We start from the raw sequence: 17,384 nt of genomic DNA, 5'->3' as shown, positions 1-17,384 counted from the left end.
CCAGTCATCGGGGTCAAACTCGATCATCTGGTCAGAACTCGATTGGTCCTGCGCCACGGCGAGAACGCACCGCACCACTTTCGGTGCGGCCGTGCGCTGCTTCTCGTTCTAGGCGTCTGCTCGCGTCTTGATGGTTTGGACGCAGAGTGGTCTCGCAACGGTCCGGGAATGCAGAAGTGCCGCAGCCTCGCCTGAGCGATGCTGCGGCACTTTCCCTTGGTCGGGATAGCGGGATTCGAACCCACGACCTCCTCGTCCCGAACGAGGCGCGCTACCAAGCTGCGCTATATCCCGTGACCAGGAACTACTATAGCGAGGGGAACGCGATCTGAAAAATCGGAAAGGACCTCTGCTCGAGAATGAAAGGTATGTCTCATTGGCACTGACAGCCGAAAGCATCACCACCACTGCATTGAGCATTCTTTCGCAGTACGGTCTGGGCGATCTGTCCATGCGCCGGCTCGCCCGCGAACTCGACGTTCAGCCGTCTGCACTGTACTGGCACGTCAAGGACAAGCAGTCACTGCTCATCCTCATCTCACGTTCGCTCAAAGCCGAAGTCGATGCCCTCTGTCCCGCCACTGCCGACCCGCTCGCCGCGGCGATGTCTCTGCGCGAGGTGCTGCTGAAATACCGTGATGGAGCAGAGATCGTGCTGCTGGGGTATTCGATCGCTCCGACAGACGTTGCGCCTCGGGCCCTGAGTGCTGATCGCCTGGGCGCCGAACTCTCGCACGGAATCCTCACCCTCACACTCGGTGCCGTGGCCGTTGAGCAGAATCGCAGGATCTTCGACGTCGACACCGCAGAGGCAGCTGAGAATTTCGCCGCCAATGCGGCACGCCTGCTCCGATCCTCCTGATGGCAGTCCGGACCGACGCACTGACCGGTCCCGCGACCGCCTGCGTTCCCGTTTCGCCGGTCCCCATCGGATGTGGCATACTGATCAAGCGCTGTCGGAGACATCGACGACGCAGGTGGGGCCTATAGCTCAGTTGGCTAGAGCATCTCGTTTACACCGAGAGGGTCGGGGGTTCGAGTCCCTCTGGGCCCACCGTCAAGGCATCCCGTATCACGGGGTGCCTTTTCCGTTCTCCTGTAGGACCGACCCGAGCGGTCTTTGCCCGGCGCCGCTGGCCGGCCCAGGCCGCTGTCATCACTCCGGTGATAGTTTCGAGGAGGAACTATCGAAGCGATTGAGAGGGGCAGCCGTGGCAGACGAACCCGTCATCGACGTCCGGACCTTACCGAAGTCGGAACGGCATCCGCTCGTCATCAGAGCGTATGAAGATCTTGACGTCGGCTCCAGCCTGATCCTCATCAATGACCACTCGCCTGAAGGGCTGCGCGTCGAAATGGACCGCGAGTTCGCCGAGGCGGTCGGGTGGGAGCCGCTGGAGAGCACGCAGGACGGGGTTCGGGTGCGCATCATCCGTCGTGCCGCCACCCCTGTACCCCGCGTCGTTCTCGATGTTGCCGAGCTGACCGCGACCGTCGAGGATTCCGGGTCCGTCTGGCAGCTGCCGACGCACCACCGTGACCTCGATGCGAATGTCATCGCGCTCGCCCCCGGCGGCGAGATCCGCGAACACACCGGCCCATCTCTCGACGTGCTCATCCACGTCCTCGCCGGTGCCGGCACCCTTGAGACCGCAACCGGAACGATCGAACTGTCCCCCGGTCAGATCGTGTGGCTGCCCCGCCGCTCCCGCCGGCGATTCCTAGCCGACGCCGAGGCGGGACTGCAGTACTTCTCAGTCCATCAGCGCAAATCGGGGCTGAGCATCACGGCTCGCAGATGAACACCGCGACGTTCTCGGCCACCGAGGTCATTCTGCGATCTCTCGGACAGGACCTGTCATCGACCGTCAGCGTGTGCAATCAGCTGCCCGGCTCGGGATCGTCGGGACGGGCAGCGGCGATCGCGATGAGTCGGCGCAGCACCGCCTCGTCGATGTTCTCCAGACGGCGCGCATAGACGCACCCGGCCCCCTCGGTGTACTTTCCGAGCTGCGGGAGCAGCCTCGCTCCTTCGGGAAGGTCCTTGAGTCCGTACAGAGAGAGCTGGCTCCTGCGCGGGGAGAATCCCGTGGCCGGCCACTCACCGTGGTTGCGCGGGTTCACGGGCGACCGATAGTGGTACCGGCCGTAGCCGACGATCGAGGGCCCCACATCACGGGTTCCTCACCGGTGACGTCTCGGAAGATCGCGTCAAGAGCGATTCCATCCTCGCGACGCTTCTCGGGAGTCACCGAATCGAGGTAAGCGGCGACATCGGCATCGGTCGGCTGGGTCTTGTTCTCTGCCATGAAGCCAGTATGGCAGTTCAGGCCTCCGAAGGGATCCAGGCAGAACCGTCTTCGACCCGATAGATGAGGTTCGTGCGCGTATGTGCGACAGCGGGATATCGGGTGAGGTAGTCGAGGACGAAGGACTGTACCGCAGCGGTGTCAGTGGCGACGATATGCAGCAGGTAGTCATCGGCTCCGGCCATGTGGTACATCCGCACCACCCCAGGGAACTTCGGCGCAGCCGCCGTGAACGCGTCGATCTCGGCCCGATCGTGTTTGGCCAGCCGAATCGATACGAGAGCCTGCAGACCGACCCCGAGCGCAGTCGGATCGACGTCGATATGGAAGCCGCGGATGACGCCGAGCGACTTCAGTCTCTTGAGACGCAGGGAGACCGTCGATTCGGAGATCCCGACGGCCGCAGCCAAGACCGCACCCGAGGCCCGGGCATCGGCGTTGAGCTCCTGCAGAAGGCGAAGATCGGTGTCATCGAGTGAGACGTTCTGCGACATGAGTCACAGTCTCCCATATCTGATCGCAGACTATCCCGGAAACGGCCGAATACTTGGAGGAGATTGCACGTTCATTGCACAGACTGGGAGAAGTGTATTGAATGCGCTTATGACTTCTATGCACCCTGAGACCCGTATGGTTCACGGCGGAATGGACGGTCTCGCGGCCGCAGGCGTCCATGTCCCCGCCATCGACCTCTCCACCACCAACCCGGTCAACGACGTCCGCACGGGAGGAGATTCCTATGAGAGCCTCGCCAGCGGACATCCTCTGAAGGAAGGGGACTCCCCCGTCTACCAACGTCTGTGGCAGCCCGGTGTGGCGCGATTCGAATCCGCGCTCGCCGAATTGGAGAACGCCGAATCTGCCGTCGCCTTCGCCACGGGAATGGCTGCCATGACCGCCGCGCTGCTGGCCGCAGTCGAGGCCGGGACGCCCCATATCGTCGCCGTCCGTCCCCTCTACGGCGGCAGTGACCACCTGCTCGAGTCAGGTCTTCTCGGCGCGTCGGTCACCTGGGCGGAGGAGGACCAGATCGCCGAGGCGATTCGCGAGGACACCGGGCTCGTCATCGTCGAGACACCGGCGAACCCCAGCCTCGACCTCGTCGACATCGGCTCGGTCGTCGCCGCAGCGGGAGTTGTGCCGGTGCTGGTCGACAACACCTTCTGCACCCCCGTGCTCCAACGGCCGATCGATCACGGGGCCGCCCTCGTCCTCCACAGCGCCACGAAATACCTCGGCGGTCACGGCGACGCGATGGGCGGAATCATCGCGACGAACACCGAATGGACCATGCGCCTGCGCCGGGTCCGCGCCATCACAGGGGCCCTCCTGCACCCGATGGGCGCCTATCTCCTCCATCGCGGGCTGCGGACGCTGGCCGTGCGGATGCGCGCAGCTCAGGACACCGCAGGTGAGCTCGCTCGTCGTCTCCAGACACGCCCCGAGGTCGCCCGGGTCCACTATCCCGGTCTCGCCGGGTCCGATCCGCGAGGTTTGGTCGGTTCGCAGATGCGCGGCGGAGGGGCGATGATCGCCATCGAACTCGCCGGTGGATTCGAAGCGGCCCGCACCTTCGTCGAACACTGCGACCTCATCGTGCACGCGGTCTCGCTCGGCGACGCCGATACCCTCGTCCAGCATCCGGCCTCACTCACACACCGGCCCGTAGCCGCGACGGCGAAGCCCGGCGACGGCCTCGTCCGCCTGTCGGTCGGGCTCGAACATGTCGACGACCTTGCACGCGACCTATTCACGGCGCTGGACGCGATTCGCGAAGCGGCCTGACACCGTCCACTCGTCGAAGGTCTCAAACGGCTCTTGACCTTGACGCCGCGTCAACTTCTAAGCTGTCAGGCATGGACTGGTCCATTCAGGAAATCGCACGGCTGACGGGAACGACGAGCCGAACCCTGCGTCATTATGACGCCATCGGTCTGCTGCCGCCGACCTCCATCGCCGCCAACGGCTATCGCTGCTACGACGAAGCAGCCCTGGTGCGCCTCCAGCGCATCCTGCTGCTCAAGGAGCTGGGACTGCCATTGACGACGATATCGGAGGTACTCGATCGGAGAGACGATCCGGTCGAGGCGCTGTCGCAGCATCTGGTCTCACTCGGACGCGAGAGAGACCGGCTCGACCGACAGCTCACCGCCGTCACCGTCACCATCACACGACTGAAAGCAGGTGAGCCGCTCATGGCTGAAGAGATGTTCGATGGTTTCGACCATCGCGAGTACGAAGAGGAAGTGACCAGGCGCTGGGGAGCCGACGCCTACCGACGAGGAGACGAATGGTGGTCCAGCCAGTCGCCTGAGGAGAAGAAGGAGTGGAAAGCCCTCGTTTCCGCTCTCTCCGCGGACTGGATCGCCGCCGCCGAGGCGGGGGCGCGTCCCGAATCGGACCGCTGCCAGGACCTCGCCCGACGTCATATCGAATGGCTGCGAGCAGTTCCGGGCACGCCCGCAGATGATCCCGACGGAGACCTCGGAGGATACGTGCGCGGTCTCGGGCAGATGTATGTCGACGACCCGCGATTCGGCGCGAACTACGGCGGAACCGCGGGAGCCGAGCTCGTCAGAGACTCACTCGACCACTACCTCGAGGTCAAAGGCCTCTGAGTCGATCTGAGCCGAGCAGCATCGGATCAGGACAGTGCGGAGAGCGCCTGCCGAATCTTCTCGGCGGGCGCCTCCAGCTGCTCCGGTGTCTGCATCGGAGCACGGTCGGAGATGTCGAAGTCATCCATGGAGTTCGTCGGCAGGACGTGGATGTGCAGGTGGGGCACTTCGTAGCCGACGATGAGGAGGCCGATCCGCTCGCAGTCGAAGGCCGCCTTCTGGGCTTCTCCGATCCTCTTCGCCACTGCGGTGAGGTGGGCGAGAAGCTCTGCGTCGGCGTCGATCCAGTGAGAGATCTCGTCGCGCGGGACGACCATCACATGGCCCTCGGTCATCGGAGCGACATCGAGGAATGCGACGCACTTGTCATCCTGATGGACGAAGGTGCCGGGGATCTCTCCGTTGATGATCTTCGTGAACAGCGTGGCCATGATGGGTCCTCCTCAATAGGCGCCGAAGGTGCCGTCGATCGGTTCTTCGGCGAGGCTCGATTCTCAGAGGCTGGAAAGCGCCGCGGCGAAATCCTCGGAGAAGTCCCGAGTCTCGGTGCGGGCGACATGCCTGCCACTCACGATCGTACCCGCAGGTGAGATGACGAAGACTCCTCGTTCGGCGACACCGTGGACCTCGTCGAAGACGCCGAACGCGCGAGCCGCCTCACCGTGGGGCCAGAAGTCCGATGCGAGAGTGACGTCGACCCTCGTCTGCCGTGCCCACGCCGCCAAGGTGTACTTGGAGTCGGTTGAGACGACCGCGACGTCGACGGCATGAGAGCCCTTTCGCATCCGTTCCTGCCACTGTTCGAGAGCGGCGAGTTCGTCTCCGCAGATCGGAGAGAAGGCGAACGGAACGAATGCGAGCACACGAGCGGTAAGTGGGGCCGCCTCGGTGAGGGTGATGACCGATCCGAGGTGATCGGGAAGGGTGAGATCCGGGGCCCGATCACCGGGCCGCAGGATCATGAATAGTTCTTCTTGCCCACGAGCCGGAATCCGGCCCAATCGTCGGCGGCGCTGACCGTGGAGGTCACGTGCATTCCGGCGGTGGGAGCCGCTTCGGAGATGTCGGCGGGGCTGATGTGTCCCGGACGGTTCGCCTTCGGGCTGAGCAGCCAGACGACTCCGCCCTCCTTCAGTGTGGTCTGGGCGTCGACGAGACCGTCGACGAGGTCGTCGTCGTCCGACCGCCACCACATGAGGATCACGTCGTAGACGTCATCCTCTTCGCCATCGGCGATCTTGTCTCCGATGATGTTCTCGATCGCCTCGCAGAGTGCCTGATCGACGTCGTCGTCATAGCCGACCTCTTGCACATAGTCGCCCTTTTTCAAGCCGAGGTTGTGTCCCAGCTCGTTTGCGAGGGTCGAAGTGGAGGATGTCCTTTCAGAAGCGGAGTTGCTCATGCCTGTATTCTTCCGCCAACAGTGGCCAAGGTGCAAATATCGGCGCGCCCGCGCGCGGCAAGCGCACTCAAACGGCACTCAATCAGCACACCGGACTGTGAGCCTGTCAGCACAGTGCGCAGATGCGTCAGAGAGATCACAACTTCGCGGGAGCGCGAAGTTCGGCTGGGAGTACTAGGCTGACAGGTAGATCGGGTGGCCTCTGGGCTCAGACAACCTGCGGAGCACACACCATCCGATGGTCATGATCTCTACACCAAAGAAGATCGTGGAGCTGAAGAGAGGACCACATCGTGGACAATCGGAATCAGGGCGGGCCCATCCTCAACGGGCTGCCCAGCCAGGTGCCCGACATCGACCCGGAGGAGACCGCTGAATGGCTGGCCTCCCTCGATGGCCTCATCGACGAGGGCGGTCGGACTCGAGCACGCTATGTCATGCTGCGCATGCTCGAGCGCTCTCGCCAGAAGCAGATCGGCGTGCCCAGCCTCACTGCCACCGACTACGTCAACACCATCGGTCCGGAGAACGAACCCTGGTTCCCCGGAGATGAAGAGGTCGAACGCCGCTACCGTCGCTGGAACCGCTGGAATGCCGCCATGCTCGTCCACCGGGCACAGCGTCCCGGCGTCGAGGTCGGCGGGCACATCTCCACCTACGCCTCCTCGGCGACCCTCTACGAGGTCGGTCTCAACCACTTCTTCCGCGGCAAGGACCATCCAGGCGGCGGCGACCATATCTTCTATCAGGGCCACGCCTCCCCCGGCATGTATGCGCGCGCCTACCTCGAGGGCCGGATGAGCGCAGAACAGCTCGACGGCTTCCGTCAGCAGCAGTCGCACTTCATCGACGGCAAGCCGCAGGGACTGCCGTCCTACCCCCACCCGCACCAGCTGCCCGACTTCTGGGAGCATCCGACGGTGTCGATGGGTCTGGGACCGATGAATGCGATCGCGCAGGCACAGTTCGACAAATACCTGCACAATCGTGGGATCAAGGACACCTCACAGCAGCAGACCTGGGCTTTCCTCGGTGACGGCGAGCTCGACGAGCCGGAGAGCCGCGGCATGCTCCACGTCGCTGCCTTCGAAGAGCTCGACAACCTCAACTTCGTCATCAACTGCAACCTGCAGCGTCTCGATGGGCCCGTCCGCGGCAACGGCAAGATCATGCAGGAACTCGAGTCGTACTTCCGCGGTGCCGGCTGGAACGTCATCAAGGTCGTCTGGGGACGCGAATGGGACGCGCTGCTGGCCAAGGACCGCGACGGCGCGCTCGTCAACCTCATGAATGCCACCCCCGACGGCGATTACCAGACCTACAAGGGTGAGTCCGGCGGCTTCGTGCGCGACAACTTCTTCGGCCGCGACCCGCGGACGAAGGCAATGGTCGAGGACTACAGCGACGAGCAGATCTGGAACCTCAAGCGCGGCGGGCATGACTACCGAAAGGTCTTCGCCGCCTACAAGGCCGCGATGGAGCACACCGGACAGCCCACCGTCATCCTCGTCAAGACGGTCAAGGGCTACTCGCTCGGACCGCACTTCGAGGCCCGCAACGCCACGCACCAGATGAAGAAGCTCACGGTCGACGATCTCAAGCTCGCCCGCGATCACTTCCAGATCCCGATCTCGGACAAGGAACTCGAAGACAACCCGAAGCTGCCTCCGTACTACCACCCGGGTGTCGACGCACCCGAGATCAAGTACATGCAGGAGCGCCGCGCGGAGCTCGGCGGCTACTCCCCCGAGCGTCGATCGACCCATGTCGATCTCAAGATGCCCTCGGACAAGGCCTACCAGGCCGGTCGTCGTGGATCAGGCAAACAGGAGATCGCCACCACGATGGGCTTCGTACGCGTGCTCAAGGATCTCATGCGGGAGAAGGAGTTCGGCCACCGGATCGTGCCGATCATCCCCGATGAGGCTCGCACCTTCGGCATGGACTCGTTCTTCCCGACGGCGAAGATCTACAATCCGCACGGACAGAACTACATCTCCGTCGACCGCGACCTGTTCCTCGCCTACAAGGAGGCCACGGACGGTCAGCTGCTCCACGTCGGCATCAACGAGGCCGGGGCGACCGCGGCACTGACCGCGGTCGGCACCTCGTATGCCACCCACGGTGAGCCGATGATCCCGTTCTACATCTTCTACTCGATGTTCGGCTTCCAACGCACCGGTGACTTCTTCTGGGCCGCCGGTGACCAGATGGCTCGCGGCTTCGTCCTCGGCGCCACCGCGGGACGCACCACTCTGGTGGCCGAGGGCCTCCAGCACGGCGACGGACATTCGCACGTGCTGGCGTCGACCTATCCGTCCGTGGTCTCGTACGACCCGGCCTACAGCTATGAGATCGCGCATATCGTCAAGGACGGCATCCACCGGATGTACGATCCCGCCGATGAGCGAGATCCTGACGTGCTCTACTACATCACCATGTACAACGAGCCGATGGTCCAGCCGCCCGAACCGGAGGATCTCGACGTCGAAGGCGTGCTCAAGGGTCTTTACCTCCTGAAGAAGGGACCCGACAACGGCGGACCGAAGGTTCAGCTGATGGCCTCCGGCGTCGGTGTGCCGTGGGTGCTCGAGGCTCAGGAGCTGCTTGACCAGGACTGGGGCGTCTCGGCTGATGTGTGGTCGGTGACGTCGTGGACCGAGCTGCGCCGTGACGGACTCGACGCCGAGAACGAGCGTCTGAAGAACCCCGAATCCGAACCGCGGACTCCGTATGTCACCGAGAAGATGGCCGAGACCGAGGGCCCGGTCATCGCGACCTCGGATTATATGCGCGCAGTGCCGGATCAGATCCGCCAGTACGTGCCCAGCCACTTCACCTCGCTGGGGACCGACGGATACGGAATCTCGGACACCCGTCCTGCCGCACGTCGCTATTACCTCGTCGATGGTCCTTCCGTGGTCACGCAGGCACTCATCTCGCTGGCCGATACCGGGAAGATCTCGATCGACAAGGCCGCCGAGGCGGCTGAGAAGTACCAGCTCAACGATGTCCGTGCCGGCAACTCGGGTTCCACCGAGGGGGCAGGCGCCTGATCTCGCCCGCACACTGACAGCGAATATGGCCGGAGTCTCCAAGACTCCGGCCATATTTGTCACCTTTTTCGACTCTTTGTATGTCGCTGACAACCGGATTGTTCTCATTCATCTAAACTCGTGCTCATGATGTCTGATGCCGAGACCCTGCGCCGTCGTGCCGAAACCGCCCGCAGACTGCGTGCCGGAGTCGGCGTCCTGTCATCGGTGACTCTGCAGCGGCTGGAGGCTCAGCTGCCCTGGTACCGCTCGATGTCGTCGTCCGATCGCTCTTGGGTGGGGCTGCTCGCCCAATCGGGCATCTCCTCGTTCGTCGATTGGTACCGCAAGCCCGATACGAATCTGCGTGTGGTCTCCGACATCTTCAAGACTGCGCCACGCGACCTCATCCGGGCCATCAGCCTGCAGCAGACCCTGCAGCTGCTCAAGATCGTCGTCGAAGTCGTCGAGGAACGCGTTCCGGACATCGCTCGCCCCGTCGAGCAGCCGGCGCTCCGCGAAGCGGTGCTCATCTACTCCCGGGAGATCGCGTTCGCCGCGGCCGATGTCTACGCCCGGGCCGCAGAGGCCAGAGGCAGCTGGGACGCACGACTCGAGGCGATGGTCGTCGACGCCCTCGTCCGCGGAGACTCCGTCGACGAACTCGCCAGCCGCACCGCTGCCTTCGGCTGGCAGTCAGAAGGTCCCGTGTGCGTCATCGTCGGCCGCGCACCGCAGCGCTCGGCGAAGAAGGGATTGGACGGCATCCGCCGCAAGGCCAGTCGCTGGGCCGATGATGCTCTTGTGGGCATCCACGACAACCGTCTGCTCATCGTCCTCGGCGGGGTGACGGAACTCGACGATGCCGTCGAGGACCTCTCGGACTGCTTCGGGCCTTCCGAAGTCATCGTCGGACCGGCAGTGCCGGGACTTGCCGAAGCGGCCACCTCGGCGAAGGCGGCGATCCGCGCACTCAAGGCGGCGACCGCCCGCCCCGATTCCCCGCGCCCGGTCAAAGCCGATGATCTTCTGCCCGAACGCGCCCTGTCCGGGGACCGGATCGCCTTGACCGAACTCATCGAACGCTATTACGAACCGTTGACCTCGGGAACGGGTCAGCTGCTGAAGACCGTGAGCGCCTATGTCGAATTCGGGTCCTCGCTCGAAGCCACGGCCAAGGCACTGTCCGTGCACCCGAATACCGTGCGCTACCGACTGCGGAAGATCACCGACGCCATCGGGCTCGATCCGACGACTTCGCGTGATGCCTTCGTCATCCACATCGCCTTGGTGTATGGGCGACTGTCCGAGGACGGCGTATTGTCGAACAACGACAAATCTCGCCGAGATCGGTCCAGTGTCCATTAGATTGATCAACGGAACCCAACGAAAAGAGAACTGAGTGCTTGCAATCACCTGTCCGGGCCAGGGAGCCCAGAAGACCGGTTTCCTGAGTTCGTTCCTCGAACTCGACACCTTCTCGGCACAGATCGACGAACTCTCGACCGCATCGGGAATCGATCTGCGTCTGCACGGAACCGAATCCGATGACGAGACGATCAAGGACACCGCGGTGGCACAGCCTCTGCTCGTCGCCTCCGCCGTCGCCTGCGCCGCTGAGCTCGGCGTCAGCCCTGCCGTCGTCGCCGGCCACTCCGTGGGAGAGATCGCAGCCGCACAGATCGCAGGCATCTTCACCCCGGCGGACGCCATGGCCTTCGTCAAGGTCCGTGCCGATGGAATGGCGGCCGCTGCCGCCGTCACCCCGACCGGCATGTCCGCCGTGGTCGGCGGCCAGCCCGAGGACGTTCTCGCCGCGATCGAGGCCGCCGGGGCCAGCCCCGCCAACGTCAACGGCGGAGGCCAGACCGTGGCTGCCGGCTCTCTCGAGGCGCTCGAGACCCTGGCCGAGAACCCGCCGGAACGTGCTCGGGTCATCCCGCTGGCAGTGGCCGGCGCCTTCCACACCGAGTTCATGGCTCCCGCCACCGCTGATCTCGATGCCGCCGCCTCGGCGATGGAGGTCTCCGATCCCTCCGTGTCGATCCTCAGCAACTCCGACGGCACTGCGGTCGAAGCCGGCCGAGAGTATGTCGACCGTCTGGTCAAGCAGGTCACGAACCCGGTGCGCTGGGATCTGTGCCAGGAGGCGCTGCTGAACTCCGGTGTGACCGGAATGATCGAACTCGTCCCCGGTGGCACGCTGACCGGAATCGCTCGCCGCGCCATGAAGGGCGTGGAGACATTCGCCATCAAATCGGCCGCCGACCTCGACGGCGCGCGTGAGTTCGCGGCAGCCCACGCCTGAGAATCGAAAGAAGACGCCATGCCTACACTCAAGACTGCCGAACTCGGCACTTTCTCCCGCATTGCCGGAATCGGTGCCTACCGTGCGGAGAACCTCGTCACCAATGACGATATCGCCGGACCCATCAACTCCTCCGACGAATGGATCCGGCAGCGCACGGGCATCGTCACCCGCCGTCGTGCCAGCAAGGACGTCGGCGTCCTCGACATGTCCGAGGAAGCCGCGCTCGAGGCGATCGCCTCGGCGGGGCTGAAGCCGGAGGACGTCGGCGGCATCATCATCTCGACCGTCACGTTCGAGTACTTCACACCCTCAGCGGCTGCGGCTCTGACCGCACGACTGGGGACCGGGCCGATTCCGGCTTGGGACATCAGCGCGGCGTGTGCCGGCTACTGCTACGGTATCTCGCAGGCCGATGCACTGGTGCGTGCAGGCACGCTCGACAATGTCCTCGTCATCGGAGCCGAGAAGCTCTCCGAGGTCATCGACCCCGAGGACCGTTCGATCTCGTTCATCCTCGGTGATGGCGCCGGCGCGGTCGTCGTGTCCTCCTCCGACGAACCCGGCATCTCGAAGACGGTGTGGGGCTCGAAGGGCGAGAACTGGTCGACCATCCGGATGACGGATTCCCTCTACGACATCCGTGACGACCGGGAACTGCCCTTCCCGACCCTGCGTCAGGACGGGCCGACCGTCTTCCGCTGGGCCGTGTGGGACGGCGCCGAGGTGGCAAAGGAGGCTCTCGCTGCTTCCGGCATCGAGGCCGAGGACCTCGCTGCATTCATCCCACACCAGGCGAACATGCGCATCATCGACGAGCTCGCCAAGCAGCTGAAGCTCCCCGAGTCCGTTGTCATCGCACGTGACATCGCCGACAACGGGAACACCTCGGCGGCGTCGATCCCACTGGCCACCGAACGTCTCCTGCGTGAACAGCCCGAACTCAGCGGCGGTCTCGCCCTGCAGATGGGCTTCGGTGCGGGCCTCGTCTACGGTGCTCAGGTCGTGCGCCTGCCCTGAGACACACCCATTCACGGAAAACTCTCCGTGAATGTCCTAAGATATTCGGCGGGACACTCGTCGAAAAGTTCCTCAAACGGTCGAAAAACCCTCGACCGAAATCAGAAAGTAGGAAAGAAATGGCATTCACCGAAGCTGAAGTCCTCGCTGGGCTGGCAGAGATCGTCAACGAAGAGACCGGCCTGGCTGTCGAAGCAGTCGAAGCCGACAAGTCGTTCACCGATGACCTCGACATCGACTCCATCTCGATGATGACCATCGTCGTCAACGCTGAGAAGAAGTTCGGCGTGAAGATCCCCGATGACGACGTCAAGGACCTCGTCACCGTTCAGGACGCTGTCGACTACATCAACAAGGCTCAGGAAGCCTGACACACAGCAGCCGAACACGGCCCGTCCACAGACGGGCCGTGTCCACACTATCGACGAGGTTTGTACCATGACATCTAAAGTTGTCGTCACCGGAATCGGTGCGGTAACCCCCTTGGGCGCGACTGTCGATGCCACTTGGGAAGCCATTCTGGCCGGTCAGTCCGGCGTCCACACGATGGACAACGATTGGTCAGAGAAGTACGGCCTCGCCGTGGACTTCGCAGCGCAGGTCGACCCACAGGTCGTGCCCGACAATCTCAAACGGGTCCAGGCCAAACGCCTCGATCCTTCGAGCCAGTTCGCTCTCATCTCTGCTCGTGAAGCCATGGCCGATGCCGGTCTCGAGGAGACCGATCCGGAACGCACCGCCGTCTCCTGGGCCACCGGGATCGGCGGAGTCTGGACTCTGCTCGACGCCTGGGACACCCTGCAGGAGGAAGGCCCGCGCCGGGTCATGCCCCTGACAGTTCCCATGCTCATGCCCAATGGACCTGCGGCCGCTATCGGCATGGAATTCAAGGCACGTGCCGGTGTGCAGACCCTGGTCTCCGCCTGCGCCTCATCGACCGAGAGCCTCGGCCACGCCTATGACGTTCTCGCTTCGGGCAAGGCCGACATCATCATCGCCGGCGGTTCGGAAGCAGCGATCCACCCGATCACTCTTGCCGCGTTCAATTCGATGCAGGCGCTGTCACGTCGCACCGATTCACCCGAGACCGCTTCGCGTCCCTATGACGTCGACCGCGACGGCTTCGTCATGGGCGAAGGTGCGGGCACGCTCATCCTCGAGACCGAGGAGCATGCGAAGGCTCGTGGAGCGAAGATCTACGCCGAGGTGGCCAGCTGGGGCATCTCGAACGACGCCTACCACATCACCGGTGGAGAGCCGGAGGGCAAGCACGCGCTGGCCGCCATGCAGCAGGCACTCGACGCCGGAGGTCTGACCGCCGGCGAAATCAAGCACGTCAACGCGCATGCCACGTCGACTCCGGTCGGAGACATCCCGGAATCGCTGGCCATCAGCGAACTCCTTGGTGACAACGTCTCCGATGCACTGGTCTCGGCCACGAAGTCGATGACCGGACACCTCCTCGGAGGTACGGGTGCCGTGGAGGCGATCCTCACGGTCAAGGCGCTGCAGACTCGCACCGCTCCCCCGACCATCAACATCGACGAAGTCGACCCGAAGGTCAAGGGGATCAACATCGTCCGTGACACTCCTGCTGATCTGCCTGCCGGCGATATCGCAGCGATCACGAACTCGTTCGGCTTCGGCGGTCACAACGCCGTCGTCGCGTTCCGCTCAGTCTGAGGTTCTGAGCGAACTCAGACAGCTCTACGGCCCACTCTGAGTCGGAAAGCACGGTTTTGAAACTGTGCTTTCCGACTCAGAGTGGGCCGTTTCCATGAGGGCGCAGGACGCGGTGCGTGCTTGGGAAGGTAATTTGTGCAGCGCGTCGTGCACGGGGCGTTCAGGCACGAAAGCATGCGAAATGGACACACCCGAGGTAGGAAGGTGTGCCCATCGGCATTTGTGAACGCCCGTACTCTCGCACCTGAGTGCAGTTCGGCGGTGAAGGGAGCGGCTCAGCCGACCTTCGTCAGCCAGCGCACCGGTGCGCCTTCACCTGCGTGGCGGAACGCGTCGAGCTCCTCGTCCCAGGCTTCGCCGAGGGCGATCGCCATCTCCGAGGAGAACTTCGCCGGGTCCCCGGCAGCGCGTTCCATCACGGAGCGGATGCGGTCTTCAGGGACGAGGATGTTGCCGGCTGTGTCGGTGACAGCGTGGTAGATGCCCAGATCGGGTGTGTGGCTCCATCGACCGCCGTCGACTCCGGCCGAGGGCTCCTCGGTGACTTCGTAGCGGAGTGAGTCCCAGCCGCGCAGGGCGGATGCGATGCGAGCTCCGGAGCCTGCGGGCGCGCGCCAGCAGACTTCTGCGCGCACGAGACCTGGTGCTGCCGGCTGGGGTGTCCAGTCGAAGCGTGCCTGTGCGCCGATGGCCCCGCCCGCTGCCCACTCGATGTGAGGGCACAGCGCACGAGGTGCTGAGTGGACGAAGAGCACGCCCTGAGTCATATCCATTTCTGCCTCCTACCTCGGATACGTCTTCCCCTACGATCCGAAAGGAGGTGCTGACCACATGATAGTCGATGTTCGGCGTGCAGCCAAGCATCAAAGATGCTGGTGGCGTCGGGTGTCTGGGCCGAGCGAATGATCGGCGTTAGGCTGGCGCCATGACCGAGGAGCAGATGACCGACGAACGACCGCCGCGGACCATCCGCATGTTCCCCGACTATGCAGGTACGGTGCTGTGGATCAGCACGCCCATCGACTACGAGGACACGGGGCTGTCCGGCGCACTTGTCGCGCAGCTGGAGGCATGGGAACAGTCCTACTATGACTCGCTGGATTCCGACTTCAATTGGGTGCCGGAGACTGCTGCGCGCATTTTCGCCGAGCAAGGCGTGCATCTCGCGCGACTCGTGTCTGCCGAAGTCGGCCCGCAGTTCGTCGTCGAGATCTCTTCATCCGATGACGACACCGAGGCAATGCGAATACGGGCCGAGCATTCCGCCGAGAACCCGAAGGCGGAAGCAGCTTTCACACGGCTGTTCGACGAGGCGGAGGCAGACGACCGCAGAATTGCCGAACTCGTCAGGAACGAACCGGACGGAGAGTGGACTGCCTACGCTCCGTTGTCCGGGACCGTCTTCAAACCGAATTCGAATGAGAAAGTCGAGCCGCCAACAGAAGCTGAGTGACGGGGCCTGAGGGTTCGCGTCCGAATCAGCGGAGCGCTTCGTGGTGCCCCCGGTCGGACTTGAACCGACGACCAAGGAATTATGAGTTCCCTGCTCTAACCAGCTGAGCTACGGGGGCCAGCCGAGACAACATTAGCACCATCGGAGTCCGCTTCCCCATTCGGATCACACGTGCGTTCAGCGGAGTCGAGACACCCGGACTCGCGCTGCTCAGGTCCGCAGCTTCGCCGTTGCGGTGAGAGGTGCGACGCGAGTGAGAACGCTGCGTGCGGCGTCGACGCATGTGTATCGGTCGGTCGTGATGTAGACATCGAAGACGGTCTGTCCGTCGCTGCCCGGGTCGTTGCGTTTCGACGCGGCAACCATGCCCGACCAGTCCGGCCCGACCACGACGACGCCGTGTTCGTTGCGGATGGGATCGGACGCGTCGACGAGTCCGGTGCGCACTCCGGGAATCGGCGGTCCGTCGAAGCCGCCGGAGAACATCGCCGTGAGCCCCACGGTGTCCCGGATCTTCTCGTACCGGAGTCGCGTCGCCTCGGAGAATTCGTCGTCCTCCCCGAACACGCCGAGGGTGATGGTTGCGGTACCCGATGCCAGAGCGCGTTCTTCCAATGCCGCGATCTGAGCGACGAGAAGTTCGCGGTTCATCACCAGAGGCTCGCGCCGCAGTCCCTGAGAGATCGAATACGGGGTGCCCAGCGCAGGCAGATTGCGAGAGTAGTGAGAGACGAGGGCATCCTCGCTCGGCTCGGAGAACGCCTGCGGTTGCTTCGTGGCCTCACCGAAGTAGGGCCCAGACATGAACCGTGCCCCGAGCGCACGCACACGGTCCAGGTCGTCTTCGGTCTCGACACCGTCGGCGAGGATGACCGCACCGGTGCGTTCGAGATGGGCGTGGAGAAGACGGTTGAGTTCGGCAAGATGAGAGTCGCAGTCGATGCGCAGAACGTCCGGGTGGAGTCCGACCACCGAAGGATTGACCAGCGGGACGAAAGCGGTGCTGCGCAGGTCGGCACCCACAGAAGACATGCCGACTCCCCATCCCATGGCGCGTGCGGAGCGCACCGAGCGCAGCACGGAGGCCGGGGACGAGGCGACCCGAGTGGCGTCGAGCTGGAGGATGACCGAGCGGTCGGGTTCTCCGGTGCGGTCCTCGAGGGTCGCGAAAGACTCAGCTTCGGCATGGAGGAACAGGCGGTTCGACTTCGGCAGTCCGGCACCTTCTGCCGTGCGCAGCGCAGAGTCACGCAGAGAGGCATCGATATCACCCGTGATCGTCGAGGCGCGCATGGCGTGGCGCAGGTTCTCCGACTCGGCGCGACCCAACTCCGGGGAACCCGTGGGAGCCTGCAGAATCTGGTGGCCGACTCGGTGGAAGGTCAGTGCGTCGACGACGGGGGCGAAATAGGTTTCGATCCCGCCCGAGCGCACGAGTTCCTCGAGCTCCAGCTCGTCATCGGGTACGGCCTCGACCACTGCGTTTCCTTCCATGGGCTGATGTGCGTTCACAGTCTTCCACATTCGGACACAGCGGATTGTCTAAAATCCGTAAC

Annotated in this window: 19 protein-coding genes and 3 tRNA genes; 12 read left to right on the top strand and 10 right to left on the bottom strand. The window is 63.8% G+C overall.

What is annotated here, in order from left to right; genetic code table 11:
• Nucleotides 1-217: 217 nt before the first annotated feature.
• Nucleotides 218-294: transfer RNA gene (locus ACOZ9V_RS09085), tRNA-Pro, on the bottom strand.
• Between the two features lie 82 nt (nt 295-376).
• Here ACOZ9V_RS09085 and ACOZ9V_RS09080 point away from each other — a divergent pair.
• The 3 genes from ACOZ9V_RS09080 (at nt 377) to ACOZ9V_RS09070 (ending at nt 1,802) form a co-directional block, all read left to right on the top strand.
• Nucleotides 377-862 carry a TetR family transcriptional regulator gene (locus ACOZ9V_RS09080; protein WP_139467163.1) on the top strand — a complete coding sequence of 162 codons (486 nt, stop codon included), beginning with the start codon at nt 377-379 and terminating at the stop codon, nt 860-862.
• Nucleotides 863-980: 118 nt separating this feature from the next.
• Nucleotides 981-1,054: transfer RNA gene (locus tag ACOZ9V_RS09075), tRNA-Val, on the top strand.
• 157 nt (nt 1,055-1,211) lie between these two features.
• Complete coding sequence (locus ACOZ9V_RS09070; protein ID WP_139467162.1) at nt 1,212-1,802, top strand: DUF2249 domain-containing protein; 591 nt, start codon at nt 1,212-1,214, stop codon at nt 1,800-1,802.
• 79 nt (nt 1,803-1,881) lie between these two features.
• Here the strand turns inward: ACOZ9V_RS09070 and ACOZ9V_RS09065 are convergent, their stop codons facing one another.
• The 3 genes from ACOZ9V_RS09065 to ACOZ9V_RS09055 are packed head-to-tail and all read right to left on the bottom strand — an operon-like array spanning nt 1,882 to nt 2,803.
• Nucleotides 1,882-2,124, bottom strand: coding sequence for a hypothetical protein (locus tag ACOZ9V_RS09065; RefSeq protein ID WP_434595219.1), 243 nt, complete (start codon nt 2,122-2,124; stop codon nt 1,882-1,884).
• Complete coding sequence (locus tag ACOZ9V_RS09060; protein WP_434595216.1) at nt 2,121-2,309, bottom strand: hypothetical protein; 189 nt, start codon at nt 2,307-2,309, stop codon at nt 2,121-2,123. Before ACOZ9V_RS09060 ends, ACOZ9V_RS09065 begins: the two co-directional genes overlap by 4 nt.
• A 17-nt stretch (nt 2,310-2,326) precedes the next feature.
• Nucleotides 2,327-2,803 (bottom strand): Lrp/AsnC family transcriptional regulator, encoded by a 477-nt coding sequence (locus ACOZ9V_RS09055; protein WP_101546684.1) that lies wholly within the window; start codon nt 2,801-2,803, stop codon nt 2,327-2,329.
• Between the two features lie 109 nt (nt 2,804-2,912).
• Here ACOZ9V_RS09055 and ACOZ9V_RS09050 point away from each other — a divergent pair, with 109 nt between their 5' ends.
• Both ACOZ9V_RS09050 and ACOZ9V_RS09045 read left to right on the top strand, forming a co-directional pair.
• Nucleotides 2,913-4,094: a trans-sulfuration enzyme family protein gene (locus ACOZ9V_RS09050; protein WP_181270482.1), complete on the top strand. Its 1,182-nt coding sequence runs from the start codon at nt 2,913-2,915 to the stop codon at nt 4,092-4,094.
• A 71-nt stretch (nt 4,095-4,165) separates the two neighbouring features.
• The gene (locus ACOZ9V_RS09045; protein WP_139467157.1) at nt 4,166-4,927 is read left to right on the top strand and encodes a MerR family transcriptional regulator; all 762 of its coding nucleotides are present in this window, start codon (nt 4,166-4,168) and stop codon (nt 4,925-4,927) included.
• A gap of 26 nt (nt 4,928-4,953) precedes the next feature.
• Here the strand turns inward: ACOZ9V_RS09045 and ACOZ9V_RS09040 are convergent, their stop codons facing one another.
• From ACOZ9V_RS09040 to ACOZ9V_RS09030, 3 genes are all read right to left on the bottom strand, one after another.
• Nucleotides 4,954-5,358 carry an HIT family protein gene (locus ACOZ9V_RS09040; RefSeq protein ID WP_139467155.1) on the bottom strand — a complete coding sequence of 135 codons (405 nt, stop codon included), beginning with the start codon at nt 5,356-5,358 and terminating at the stop codon, nt 4,954-4,956.
• Between the two features lie 63 nt (nt 5,359-5,421).
• A complete protein-coding gene (locus ACOZ9V_RS09035) occupies nt 5,422-5,889 on the bottom strand; it encodes a redoxin domain-containing protein (protein ID WP_139467153.1) in 468 nt (155 codons plus the stop codon).
• Nucleotides 5,886-6,329 carry a DUF3052 domain-containing protein gene (locus ACOZ9V_RS09030; RefSeq protein WP_139467151.1) on the bottom strand — a complete coding sequence of 148 codons (444 nt, stop codon included), beginning with the start codon at nt 6,327-6,329 and terminating at the stop codon, nt 5,886-5,888. Before ACOZ9V_RS09030 ends, ACOZ9V_RS09035 begins: the two co-directional genes overlap by 4 nt.
• 293 nt (nt 6,330-6,622) lie before the next feature.
• On the opposite strand from ACOZ9V_RS09030, the gene aceE reads away from it, so the two are divergent.
• From aceE to ACOZ9V_RS09000, 6 genes are all read left to right on the top strand, one after another.
• Entirely contained in the window at nt 6,623-9,385 is a 2,763-nt protein-coding gene (aceE, locus tag ACOZ9V_RS09025) for a pyruvate dehydrogenase (acetyl-transferring), homodimeric type (RefSeq protein WP_139467150.1), read from the top strand.
• A gap of 126 nt (nt 9,386-9,511) precedes the next feature.
• The gene (locus tag ACOZ9V_RS09020; protein WP_139467149.1) at nt 9,512-10,732 is read left to right on the top strand and encodes a PucR family transcriptional regulator; all 1,221 of its coding nucleotides are present in this window, start codon (nt 9,512-9,514) and stop codon (nt 10,730-10,732) included.
• 34 nt (nt 10,733-10,766) lie between these two features.
• The gene (locus tag ACOZ9V_RS09015; RefSeq protein WP_139467147.1) at nt 10,767-11,672 is read left to right on the top strand and encodes an ACP S-malonyltransferase; all 906 of its coding nucleotides are present in this window, start codon (nt 10,767-10,769) and stop codon (nt 11,670-11,672) included.
• Between the two features lie 18 nt (nt 11,673-11,690).
• Nucleotides 11,691-12,692, top strand: a complete 1,002-nt coding sequence (locus tag ACOZ9V_RS09010) for a beta-ketoacyl-ACP synthase III (RefSeq protein ID WP_139467145.1) — start codon at nt 11,691-11,693, stop codon at nt 12,690-12,692.
• 119 nt (nt 12,693-12,811) lie between these two features.
• Nucleotides 12,812-13,063: an acyl carrier protein gene (locus tag ACOZ9V_RS09005; protein ID WP_025776743.1), complete on the top strand. Its 252-nt coding sequence runs from the start codon at nt 12,812-12,814 to the stop codon at nt 13,061-13,063.
• Between the two features lie 67 nt (nt 13,064-13,130).
• Entirely contained in the window at nt 13,131-14,375 is a 1,245-nt protein-coding gene (locus ACOZ9V_RS09000; protein ID WP_139467143.1) for a beta-ketoacyl-[acyl-carrier-protein] synthase family protein, read from the top strand.
• A gap of 275 nt (nt 14,376-14,650) precedes the next feature.
• Here ACOZ9V_RS09000 and ACOZ9V_RS08995 read toward each other — a convergent pair whose 3' ends face one another.
• Complete coding sequence (locus ACOZ9V_RS08995) at nt 14,651-15,142, bottom strand: DUF3145 domain-containing protein (protein WP_039211244.1); 492 nt, start codon at nt 15,140-15,142, stop codon at nt 14,651-14,653.
• A gap of 158 nt (nt 15,143-15,300) precedes the next feature.
• Here ACOZ9V_RS08995 and ACOZ9V_RS08990 point away from each other — a divergent pair, with 158 nt between their 5' ends.
• A complete protein-coding gene (locus ACOZ9V_RS08990) occupies nt 15,301-15,828 on the top strand; it encodes a hypothetical protein (RefSeq protein ID WP_434595211.1) in 528 nt (175 codons plus the stop codon).
• 41 nt (nt 15,829-15,869) lie between these two features.
• On the opposite strand, the gene ACOZ9V_RS08985 is transcribed toward ACOZ9V_RS08990, so the two are convergent.
• Nucleotides 15,870-15,946, bottom strand: a tRNA-Ile gene (locus ACOZ9V_RS08985).
• Between the two features lie 92 nt (nt 15,947-16,038).
• The gene (locus ACOZ9V_RS08980) at nt 16,039-17,340 is read right to left on the bottom strand and encodes an EAL domain-containing protein (RefSeq protein ID WP_229663919.1); all 1,302 of its coding nucleotides are present in this window, start codon (nt 17,338-17,340) and stop codon (nt 16,039-16,041) included.
• Between the last annotated feature and the right edge of the window lie 44 nt (nt 17,341-17,384).

Source organism: Brevibacterium sp. 1718 (assembly GCF_051131255.1).
GTDB lineage: Bacteria > Actinomycetota > Actinomycetes > Actinomycetales > Brevibacteriaceae > Brevibacterium > Brevibacterium sediminis.
The sequence above is the reverse complement of the archived record's forward strand: the minus strand, read 5'-3'. Positions and strand labels throughout refer to the sequence as shown.

Coding starts and splice junctions, on each gene's coding strand:
- ACOZ9V_RS09020 (WP_139467149.1), top strand. CDS start 9,512: ATGATGTCTGATGCCGAGACCCTGCGCCGTCGTGCCGAAACCGCCCGC.
- ACOZ9V_RS09010 (WP_139467145.1), top strand. CDS start 11,691: ATGCCTACACTCAAGACTGCCGAACTCGGCACTTTCTCCCGCATTGCC.
- ACOZ9V_RS09040 (WP_139467155.1), bottom strand. CDS start 5,358: ATGGCCACGCTGTTCACGAAGATCATCAACGGAGAGATCCCCGGCACC.
- ACOZ9V_RS08990 (WP_434595211.1), top strand. CDS start 15,301: ATGACCGAGGAGCAGATGACCGACGAACGACCGCCGCGGACCATCCGC.
- ACOZ9V_RS09050 (WP_181270482.1), top strand. CDS start 2,913: ATGACTTCTATGCACCCTGAGACCCGTATGGTTCACGGCGGAATGGAC.
- ACOZ9V_RS09055 (WP_101546684.1), bottom strand. CDS start 2,803: ATGTCGCAGAACGTCTCACTCGATGACACCGATCTTCGCCTTCTGCAG.
- ACOZ9V_RS09000 (WP_139467143.1), top strand. CDS start 13,131: ATGACATCTAAAGTTGTCGTCACCGGAATCGGTGCGGTAACCCCCTTG.
- ACOZ9V_RS09060 (WP_434595216.1), bottom strand. CDS start 2,309: ATGGCAGAGAACAAGACCCAGCCGACCGATGCCGATGTCGCCGCTTAC.
- ACOZ9V_RS08995 (WP_039211244.1), bottom strand. CDS start 15,142: ATGACTCAGGGCGTGCTCTTCGTCCACTCAGCACCTCGTGCGCTGTGC.
- ACOZ9V_RS09045 (WP_139467157.1), top strand. CDS start 4,166: ATGGACTGGTCCATTCAGGAAATCGCACGGCTGACGGGAACGACGAGC.
- ACOZ9V_RS09030 (WP_139467151.1), bottom strand. CDS start 6,329: ATGAGCAACTCCGCTTCTGAAAGGACATCCTCCACTTCGACCCTCGCA.
- ACOZ9V_RS09035 (WP_139467153.1), bottom strand. CDS start 5,889: ATGATCCTGCGGCCCGGTGATCGGGCCCCGGATCTCACCCTTCCCGAT.
- ACOZ9V_RS09005 (WP_025776743.1), top strand. CDS start 12,812: ATGGCATTCACCGAAGCTGAAGTCCTCGCTGGGCTGGCAGAGATCGTC.